Origin of the sequence: Micromonospora sp. LOL_013, from assembly GCF_048060315.1 — a bacterium.
Classification (GTDB): Bacteria; Actinomycetota; Actinomycetes; order Mycobacteriales; family Micromonosporaceae; genus Micromonospora_E.
This window is the reverse complement of the sequence record NZ_JBHMIQ010000070.1, coordinates 1-8,955: the sequence shown is the minus strand read 5'-3', so window position 1 is coordinate 8,955 and position 8,955 is coordinate 1. Positions and strand designations below refer to the sequence as shown.

Here is an 8,955-nt window from a genome sequence, read left to right as displayed (position 1 = left end):
CCGACAGCAGCCACACAACCGCAGGCCACACCCCAAGATCAACTTAAGCTACGCAGCATTGTCCCTAGGCTTGCGCAAAATTTCGAGCTTCTCACTTTAGCAAGAGGTCGCATTGGCCGAATTTTGGCTCACATAGAACGCGTTTTGATCGCAATTCTTCGTACGTCGACCTACTCTAAATGCGAGCCGCTTAACGACGTAAGGGCTGACGTTGCTGACCTTCGATGTCGTGCGGAAGAAGGTAATCCGGAGCCAGTGTGTAAAACTCGAGAGCGGGCGGTTTCCCTGCTCGCCCATATCAAACGGGCTGCGCCACGATTAACATCGCGATAAGTGCATCCTCCGTGTAAGAGCTTTGGATCACTCTACAACCAAGCCTACATCAGTGGGGCTCGATGTCAACCTCCGAAGTTGGGCCACCAAGATGCTCGCGTCCAAGTTGGACGCCTCGGCCAGCTATTGACGCTATGAACCGGGCATGCCGGTCTGTCGACGGACAACCCGGTGAGTGGTACCCATGCGACGGGTGGCGCCTTGGTTGTCGAGGTGCTCCAGCAGCGGCACCGCGACGCGGCGGCTGGTGTCCCACGCGACGCGTGCCTGGCTGACGGTGAACGGCTGATCGATCCCCGCGAGTCGGCGCACCGCTTCGGCCGGTGCGTCGGGCAGCAGGTAGACATCGTTGGCGACACGGCAGAGCAGACCGGCGTTGACCGCAGCAGCCAGATGCTGCCGGGACAACCGGTGTCGTGCGAGTTCCTCCGCGCTGGGGGCAGCGAACGGGTCCGCACGCAGCCGGGCACGAATCTCGTCGAGTGCCCGGCGCACTGGTTCGGGAAACCGGATTCCGGTGTCCTTGCGATGGACGCCGCCGCTGTCGAGGACGAGCCCGGCGGCGGCGGTGAGCGCTCCGATCAGCCGGGGATCGGCAATTCCAGCCTTGCTGGCCGCCGCCTGCGGCGCGAGGCCGGGTGACAGCGGGTTCGCCGCCATCCACTCGTCGACGGCTGTGGTCAGCGCTGATACCCAAATCTTCCAGAGGGTCGGGTCGACCAGCCACTCACCCGCAGCGACGACCTCCTGCGGCTCTGCGGCTTCCTGGGCCAGGACGCCTGCGGTGACGAGCGCTTCGCGTCGTACTGCTCCGCGGCGGCTGATCTCAGCCACCACGTCGGGCAGGTCGTTCATGCACAGCAGCTGGGTGGCCCGACGTCTGGCGTCGCCTCGGGCGTGCAGTTGCGGGGGCATGGTGTCGAGGACGACGATGCCGGCGACAATGTGCTGGGCACCTGGGTCGCGCAGCAGGCCTCGCTCTCCGGTGTGTAGCGGCAGTGCGGTGGTCAGGTGGAGGCGTGCCGCGTGTGGCCCGAGTCGTCTCAGGCGTACGGGTACCGCTGCCGATCCGACGTGCAGGACGAGGTGGGACGGCAGTCGGTCAGCGTGTCGGACCAGCCGTACGTCCATGGTGGTGACCTGGGCGAAAGCCCTCGGCCGGACCAGCGCGTGCCCGCGTCGCACGTCGCCGGCGCCCAGACCACGCAGGTTGACCGCAAGCCGGGACACCGCCTCGGCGCGTTCGACCTTGGTCTTGAGGCTCTGCAGGCCGCGGATATGGACGGTCCGGCCTGCGGGTTCGAGCACGAGTTGGTCGCCGACCGCCATGGTTCCCGACCTGAGCGTCCCGGTAACGACCGTGCCGCTGCCCCGTACGGTGAATGATCGATCGACCCATAGTCTCGCCGGACCCGGCTGGGGGGGCGGAAGTGTCCGTGTGAGTTCGCGCAGTTCGGCGCGCAGAGCCTCGATGCCGTGGCCGGAGACGGCGGACACCGCGACCGTGGGCATCCCGGCCAGGCCGGTGTCCCGCAGCCGCTCGCGTGCCTGCGCGGTCGCCCGACCGGGGTCGGCGAGGTCGCAGCGGGTAACCGCGAGGACGCCGTGGCGCACGTCGAGGGCCCGCAGCGCCGCCAGGTGCTCCTCCGACTGCCGTCGCCAGCCCTCGTCTGCTGCGACGACGAACAAGACGGCGGTGACCGGCCCGACGCCGGCCAGCATGTTCGACATGAACCGCTGGTGGCCGGGCACGTCGACGAACGCGGTCATGTGCTCGCTGTCGAGGGTGGTCCAGGCGAACCCGAGGTCAATGGTCATGCCACGGCGGCGTTCCTCGGCCCAGCGGTCGGGTTCCATGCCGGTCAGGGCCCGCACCAGCGTCGACTTGCCGTGGTCGACATGGCCGGCCGTGGCGATCACGAACATGCGCGTTCCACAGCCTGCGCTACCGCGTCGTCCTCGGCCGGCGGGACGCAGCGCAGGTCCAGCAGGACGTGGCCGTCGTGGACCCGACCGACCACGCACGGGACGCCGCGGCGCAGCGGCTCGGCGAGTCCGGGCGGGAGCCGGACGGCCCAGCCGGGCAGCAGCAGGCCCGGCGCCGAGCCGCCGCCGATGACGCCGTCGCTGGGCGTCACCGTGGCTGCGATGCCGCTGGTCACCAGACGGGCTGCCAGCTTGCCGGCGCGTTCCCGTAGTTCCCGCTCGTCGGCGTGCAGGGCTGAAGTGGTGGGGGTGACGGGCCGGCGAAGGGTCGCCTCCAACGCGGCGAGGGTGAGTTTGTCGACGCGTAGCGCCCGGGCGAGAGGGTGACGGCGTAGCGTCTCGATCACCTCGCGGCTGCCGAGCAGGAGACCGGCCTGCGGGCCGCCAAGTAGTTTGTCACCGCTCGCGGTCACGATCGTCGCGCCCTCGCGCAGCCAAGTCGCGGCGTCCGGCTCGTCCGGCAGTAGCGGTTCCGGCCGCAGCAGCCCGGATCCGATATCGGCGACCACCGGGACCGGCAGCCCGGCCAGCTCGGCTACGCCGACCGCCGAGGTGAAGCCCTCGATCCGGAAATTGGAGGGGTAAACCTTGAGGATAAATCCGGTCTGCGGGCCGACGGCGTCGGCGTAGTCGCGCAGATGCGTCCGGTTGGTGGCGCCGACCTCGCGCAACCGGGCACCGGTGCTGGCCAGCAGCTCGTGCAGCCGGAAGCCATCACCGATTTCCACCATCTCGGATCGGGCGACGACGATCTCCTGGCCGGCCGCGAGCGCGGTGGCGGCCAGCACGATCGCGGCTGCCCCGTTGTTGACCACGTGGACGTCGCCGGCGTCGGGTACTGCGGCCCGTAGGGCAACGAGGGCGCTGCGGCCGCGGCGGGCACGGGTGCCGGTGGTCACGTCGTACTCGATGTCGACATATCCAGCAGCTGCGGTGACGGCCTCGACGGCCGCCGCCGACAGCGGCGCGCGGCCGAGGTTGGTGTGCAGCACCACACCGGTCGCGTTGATGACCCGGCGCAACAGCACGGGGGCCTGCGGCAGTGCGGCGAGCGCGGCGGGCAGGACGTCGGCGGTTTTGATCTGGCCGGCCCGGGCCCGCTGCTGGGCGTCGCGGACCGCCTGCTTCACAATTTCGAAGCCGAACATCCGGTGTGCCTCGGACAACCCTGGATCGGCGAGCAGGGTGTCTGTGCGGGGGATGTACCGGCGCGGGTCGCCGGTCATCTGACGATCAGTGTGTTCGCCGTCGCCGGGGACCAGTTCGCCGATCACCGTGGCTCCGGGGATTTCCCCAGCGATCAGCAGGCCGCCGGAGGTTTGCGCGTCGGCGAGCAGCAGCCGTTCCAACTCGGTGACGCCGGTGCCCCAATGCGTGTGGGGCCGCACCCAGTCGAGGTTGCGGTGGCTGCCTCCGCTGACGAACCCGTCCCGGGCGGCCTCTCGGGCGCCGTCCAGGTACGGTACCGCGGCCGCATCAACGACCGCGGTGACTCCGCTGGCGCGGGCGAGTTTGTGCAGGTGGCCGAGCAGGCCGAAGCCGGTTACGTCGGTCGCGCAGGTCACCCCAGCGCGCAGGGCGGCGTGCGAGGCGTCCCGATTCAGGGTGGTCATCGCGGCGACCGCAGCCGGGAAGACATCACCGGTCGCCTTGTGCCGCGAGTTCAGGACGCCGACGCCCAGCGGCTTGGTCAGGCTTAGCGGCATTCCCGCCTGTCCGGCGTTGTTGCGCAGCAACCGACGGGCATCGCCGATCCCGGTGACCGCCATGCCGTACTTGGGTTCGGCATCGTCGACGCTGTGCCCCCCGCCGAGATGACAACCGGCCTCCCGGGCGATGTCCTGGCCACCGCGCAGCACTTCGCTCGCGATCGACATCGGCAGCAGGTCACGCGGCCAGGCCAGCAGATTGACGGCCAGGATCGGGTCGCCACCCATGGCGTAGACGTCCGACAGGGCGTTCGCGGCGGCAATCCGCCCCCAGTCATACGGGTCGTCGACGACCGGCGTGAAGAAGTCAGTAGTCGCGATGATCGCAGTGTCACCGGAGAGCCGGACCGCAGCGGCGTCGTCGCCGGTCTCCAAGCCGACGAGCAACTCGTGAGCCGCTGCGGTCAGCGGGCTGAAAACCCCGGCCAGCGCGGACTCCAGTTCACCCGGCGGGATCTTGCAGGCACAACCGCCGCCGCGGGAATACCGGGTCAGGCGCACCGGGTTCTCGACCAAATCCATCGACCTACCGCCCCATGTGGATGTTCTGTGGCGGAGACGGACGGGAATCGAACCCGCCGGCCAGGCTGAGCCAGGCCCACCCGCTTTGAAGGCGGGGGAGACCACCAGGAACTCACACGCCTCCATCCCTGATGGATTCTAGCCTGAACATCATCGGGCTCGTGCTCCCGTGTGTGTGGCCAAGCCCTCCGCCACCGTTGTGACGTTCCAGTGCCGCAGAAGCCGATGTTGGTCTGGGTGCAGTCCGCATAGGACGGCGTACCGGCTCAGGTCTGCCCCGGCGCTTTTGGCCGGGCTGTCCGTAACTGGGCGAGGAACAGTTGGGCGGTGGCGGCGAGGTGACGTGGCGGTGCCAGCCGATCCAGGAGCGGCCTGATGTATCCGCCCAGGTAGAGCAGGATCACCGAGACGGTGGCCCCGAGCTGGCTGCGGATCAGCACTCCGAATTCGAAGTGGTCGAGCCCGAGAGCGGTCTTTTGAGTTCGCGGTAGTCGTGTTCGATGCGCCAGCGGCTCTTGGCCAAGCGGACCAGTTCGGTCAGGGGCGTGTCGGTGGACAAGTCGGACAGCCCAGTAGTCCAGAGCTAAAGCAAAGTCAGTTGATCATGGTTGCGATGCGTTGAGCAGGGCCGGGATGAGCATCTTGTCGGCGTGGTGACGTTCCATCACCTGCTTGATCCTGGAGTGTCCGGCGAGCCGGATCAGGGCGATGGTGAGGTTTCGCAGGGCGGCCATGGCGTGGGCGACGCTGCCGAGCCAGGCGTGGTGGGTGTCCTCGCCGAACAGGACGTCACGGACCCAGTGGACCTTGTTCTCGATCCACCAGTGGGTGCGCACGTGTCTGGCGATCTCGGCTGCCGTGCTGGTCAGGCTGGTGATGCCGTGGACGATCTGTTTGCTGATCCGTTGCCCGTCCGGGGCGTACACGTCACGGCGGAGCCGGAACACGGTGGCCGCGCCGGGGAAGTCGACGCCGGTGGCGGGTGCCATCGGAGATGGTGCGGGTGACCCGGTAGCCGCTGCGGCGTTCGGCGTCGGTGTGTGCGCTGGTCGCCGGGGTCGCGGCCGGTAGCCGGTCGGTGATCGCGGCCAGCAGCGCGGGTCTGTTGCCCTTCACGGTGAACACGTAGTCCGCGCCTCGGTTCCGCAGGTAGGTGGCGGTGTCGCCGCTGGGGTGCGCGGCATCGGCGGTGATGACCGTGCCGGCGATCTCGGTGTGGTCGAGCAACGCCCGGATCTGGGTGACCTCGGTGGTGCCGGCCGGGACCAGCACCTGGGCGACGACCACCGCGGTGTCGTGGCGCATCGCGGCGAACAGCTGTACGTCGACCCCGTCCGGTCCGCCCGAGTGGCGGACGGTCTTGCCGTCCACCGCCAGCCCGCACCCGCCGGCCGGTGGAGCGAGTCGGGTGGCCAGCCAGGCGCTGACGAGGCGGTCCACCATAGCTGCGTCGACCGCCTCGATCACCCGGCGCAGCGTGTCGCGGCCCGGCGCGACGCGGACCCCGAGCACCGGATGCCGACGCGCGTCGGCGGCGGCCAGTAGCGGCTGCGGCAACTCGGCGACCCGGTCAGCGGCCTGCCGGAACAGGCTGCGGGCCGGCTGGGGGCAGCGCGGCGTGGGGTGCTTACCGACACCGGTGTAGTCCAGTGCCGGTCGCTCTAAACCTTGATCACTGGGGTAGGACGCCTGCGGCCACTGCCTTCAAGTCCGCAACCGGCACATTCCCGTTCCCGTCGACGACGATCACCACACCGTCCGGGGTCGTGATCACCACGTTGTGTGCGGTAACCTCGGAGCCCACGAATCTAGTGAGCTGGGCTCGGCCGGCCGGAAGCTCGTATCTGTCAATCACCTCGGAGCCCTTGATAGCCCATCCGGTCAACCATTCGGTGACCTGTGCCTGATCAACCTCAGCTGTCGTCCCTTCCGGGCGCAGCACCGAGATAGCTATCCAATTGCCCCCATTGGGCAGCACATACGTTCGCAGTGTCGTTGCGGCGGTCGGATGTTCTGACGCGGGCACGGAGCCGTCGTTGTGCAGTTGGTCCTTCGATACGGGGTAGCTAGCAGACCCGTTCCCAGGGACACCGACCCGGAGCCCATCAGGCACGAAGGTGACACGGTAGCCATCCAGCGGCTCGTGGATCGGGTCCACAGCTGCGGTCGGCGAGGCGGCCGCGATCGGATTAGTGGTCGGGCTAGAAGGGGCGGCGAGATGGGCGGGTACTGTCAGAGTGACCACGATGGTAGCGGCAACGGCTGTCGCGGCCACTGCGCCGCCCGCAGCTACGGCGCGTAGAACCCGGCGCCTGCGTACGCCTCGATGCACTCCGGTGATGAACGCGTCGGTGACAGGAAGAGCGAAGTGCTCCTTGTCCAGGACGGCTAGCTCGTCGGCGGGGTTTTCGGCCACCAGAATCACCCTTCTGCTGTCATGGTCGCCCGGAGGCTCGACAAGCCTCGGGAGAGTTGAGACCGCACCGTCGCTGGGGTGCAGTCCAGTAGGCGGCCGATCTCATCGTCCGGCAGATCAGCCACGTATCGAAGTGCGATCACTGCCCGCTGCTTCGGCGGCAGGCTCGCGAGGATCTCGCGAACGGCAGCTGTCGAGTCCACCGCGGCCAGTGCTGTGTCCTCGCGCGCGGTCTCCGGGATCTTGTCAGTCGGCATCGGCCTGCGACGTCGTCGCTCGTTGAGGAACAGATTGGTCATGGTGCGCTGGGCATAGCCGACGGGATTCCCGTCCGAGCGCAGCCTCGACCAGGCGAGCCCGACGCGAATGAGGGTTTCCTGAGCGAGGTCTTCCGCAGCGGCTCGGTCCAGCGTCAGGACATTGCCTAGACGCAGGAGCCCGGCGGCGCTCTGTAGTACGAACGCCTCGAACCCGGAGTCGTCCGGCGGGAATCGTGACACCATCACACTATGACTACACGGCGGGCCCCAGAGATGTTGCATGGGTCCCTTAAATTTCTTCGAAGCAGCTGCTGACACCGGACGAGCCCGGCAGCAGCGAACTCGTCGACGGACAGTTAGTCCAAGGCTCAGCGACACTGTCAAACCTGACTTCGGTCACTGGCTTCCGGCGCGAGGAACTCGAACCCGCAGCCAGCGCCGTAGTGATGGTCTCTCGGTCGGCGGCGCGCCGATGGTCGGAAGACACGGCTGGCGAGTATCTGCCGACGGCCCGCCTCGGCAGACAGGTCGGCGTCGGTGGACAGGGTGAGCTACCCCCGCTTTGATGGAGCTTCTTGATCATGGTCCGATGGCCGCTGGAAAAGGGCGGTTTCAGGTGGTCAGTGCAAGTAACAGGCGGTTCGCGGCCTCCGAGGGGATCGGCACCGCCGCTGTGCCCTGTTCGATCCGCTGCCGAGTGAAGGGCAGCGGCGGCGCCGATGGTCTCGCGCTCTAGTGTCTCGTGATCCTGTTGTCTTGACGTGATGTCGGTGTGGTTGGCTGTGCCTCGTGGAGCTGACAGCGGATGAGCGGGTGGAGCTTCGGGCGTTGATCAACAGCCCGGAGGTGTCGGCTGCGGTCGGCACCCGGGCGCGGATCGTGTTGTGGCACGCCGAAGGGCGGATGAAGAAGGACATCGCGGTGCTGGCCGGGGTGTCGAGGCCGACGGTGGACCTGTGGCTCGGCCGCTACGCCGACGAGGGCGCGGCGGGTCTGCTCAACCAGCCACCCGGCGGTTCCCGCGAACAGGTACCGGCCCGGATCCGGGCCCGGGTCCTCGCGCTGACCCGGATGACCCCGCCGACGGGCACCGGCCTGTCGCACTGGTCCAGCCGCGAGATGGCCGCGTACGTCACCCGCACCGAGGGCGTGCCGGTCTCCCACCACTGGGTGGCCAAACTCTGGCGCGAACACGGACTCAAACCCCACCGCTCCGGCACCTTCAAGATCAGCAAGGATCCGCGGTTCGCCGACAAGGTCGCCGACATCGTCGGTCTCTACCTCGACCCGCCCGGCGGCGCGGTGGTCCTCAGCCTCGACGAGAAGACCCAGATCCAGGCATTGGATCGGACCCAGCCGCTGCTGCCCATCGAGTTCGACGCCACCGAACAGCGCACCCACGACTACGTCCGGCACGGCACCACCAACCTGTTCGCCGCGCTCAACGTCGCCACCGGCGAGGTCATCGGCGAGTGCCGGCCCTCGCGCGACGGGGCGGCGTTCCTGGCCTTCCTCCGCAAGGCCGTGGCCCCACACCGGGGACGCCAGGTCCACGTGGTGCTGGACAACCTGTCCACCCACACCACCCCCGACGTGCTCGCCTGGCTGGCAGCCAACCCGCACGTGCACTTCCACTTCACCCCGACCGGATCGAGTTGGATCAACCAGATCGTGCGACACGCAAGTCGCATGAGTACAGCGACACTCATCGAAGGGGGTGCGGCGTGAC

General features: G+C 68.2%; 7 protein-coding genes, 1 tRNA gene and 2 pseudogenes. 1 reads left to right on the top strand and 9 read right to left on the bottom strand.

Features of this window, described 5'->3' with window-relative positions:
• Nucleotides 1–465: 465 nt before the first annotated feature.
• The 9 genes and pseudogenes from selB to ACFHWS_RS28000 form a co-directional block, all read right to left on the bottom strand.
• Nucleotides 466–2,259 (bottom strand): selenocysteine-specific translation elongation factor, encoded by a 1,794-nt coding sequence (gene selB / locus ACFHWS_RS28040; protein WP_416569526.1) that lies wholly within the window; start codon nucleotides 2,257–2,259, stop codon nucleotides 466–468.
• Nucleotides 2,250–3,545, bottom strand: coding sequence for an L-seryl-tRNA(Sec) selenium transferase (gene selA / locus ACFHWS_RS28035; protein WP_416569528.1), 1,296 nt, complete (start codon nucleotides 3,543–3,545; stop codon nucleotides 2,250–2,252). The genes selB and selA overlap by 10 nt, the downstream gene beginning before the upstream one ends.
• Nucleotides 3,546–3,566: 21 nt before the next feature.
• Nucleotides 3,567–4,550, bottom strand: a pseudogene (gene selD / locus ACFHWS_RS28030) (selenide, water dikinase SelD); the annotation flags it as partial.
• A 28-nt stretch (nucleotides 4,551–4,578) separates the two neighbouring features.
• A tRNA-Sec gene (locus ACFHWS_RS28025) sits at nucleotides 4,579–4,674 on the bottom strand.
• Nucleotides 4,675–4,816: 142 nt separating this feature from the next.
• Nucleotides 4,817–5,128, bottom strand: a pseudogene (locus tag ACFHWS_RS28020) (hypothetical protein); the annotation flags it as partial.
• A gap of 24 nt (nucleotides 5,129–5,152) precedes the next feature.
• Nucleotides 5,153–5,539 (bottom strand): hypothetical protein, encoded by a 387-nt coding sequence (locus ACFHWS_RS28015; RefSeq protein ID WP_416569525.1) that lies wholly within the window; start codon nucleotides 5,537–5,539, stop codon nucleotides 5,153–5,155.
• Nucleotides 5,478–6,107 (bottom strand): ISAs1 family transposase, encoded by a 630-nt coding sequence (locus ACFHWS_RS28010; RefSeq protein WP_416569524.1) that lies wholly within the window; start codon nucleotides 6,105–6,107, stop codon nucleotides 5,478–5,480. Before ACFHWS_RS28010 ends, ACFHWS_RS28015 begins: the two co-directional genes overlap by 62 nt.
• 115 nt (nucleotides 6,108–6,222) lie before the next feature.
• Nucleotides 6,223–6,975 (bottom strand): hypothetical protein, encoded by a 753-nt coding sequence (locus ACFHWS_RS28005; protein ID WP_416569523.1) that lies wholly within the window; start codon nucleotides 6,973–6,975, stop codon nucleotides 6,223–6,225.
• Nucleotides 6,972–7,469, bottom strand: coding sequence for a SigE family RNA polymerase sigma factor (locus ACFHWS_RS28000; protein ID WP_416569527.1), 498 nt, complete (start codon nucleotides 7,467–7,469; stop codon nucleotides 6,972–6,974). Before ACFHWS_RS28000 ends, ACFHWS_RS28005 begins: the two co-directional genes overlap by 4 nt.
• Before the next feature lie 546 nt (nucleotides 7,470–8,015).
• On the opposite strand from ACFHWS_RS28000, the gene ACFHWS_RS27995 reads away from it, so the two are divergent.
• A complete protein-coding gene (locus tag ACFHWS_RS27995) occupies nucleotides 8,016–8,954 on the top strand; it encodes an IS630 family transposase (protein ID WP_416569522.1) in 939 nt (312 codons plus the stop codon).
• The last annotated feature ends 1 nt before the right edge of the window (nucleotide 8,955 follow it).

Excerpts from the sequence above, each read along its gene's own strand:
- selB (WP_416569526.1), bottom strand. The coding sequence starts at position 2,259 with ATGTTCGTGATCGCCACGGCCGGCCATGTCGACCACGGCAAGTCGACG.
- selA (WP_416569528.1), bottom strand. The coding sequence starts at position 3,545 with ATGACCGGCGACCCGCGCCGGTACATCCCCCGCACAGACACCCTGCTC.
- ACFHWS_RS28015 (WP_416569525.1), bottom strand. The coding sequence starts at position 5,539 with ATGGCACCCGCCACCGGCGTCGACTTCCCCGGCGCGGCCACCGTGTTC.
- ACFHWS_RS28000 (WP_416569527.1), bottom strand. The coding sequence starts at position 7,469 with ATGGTGTCACGATTCCCGCCGGACGACTCCGGGTTCGAGGCGTTCGTA.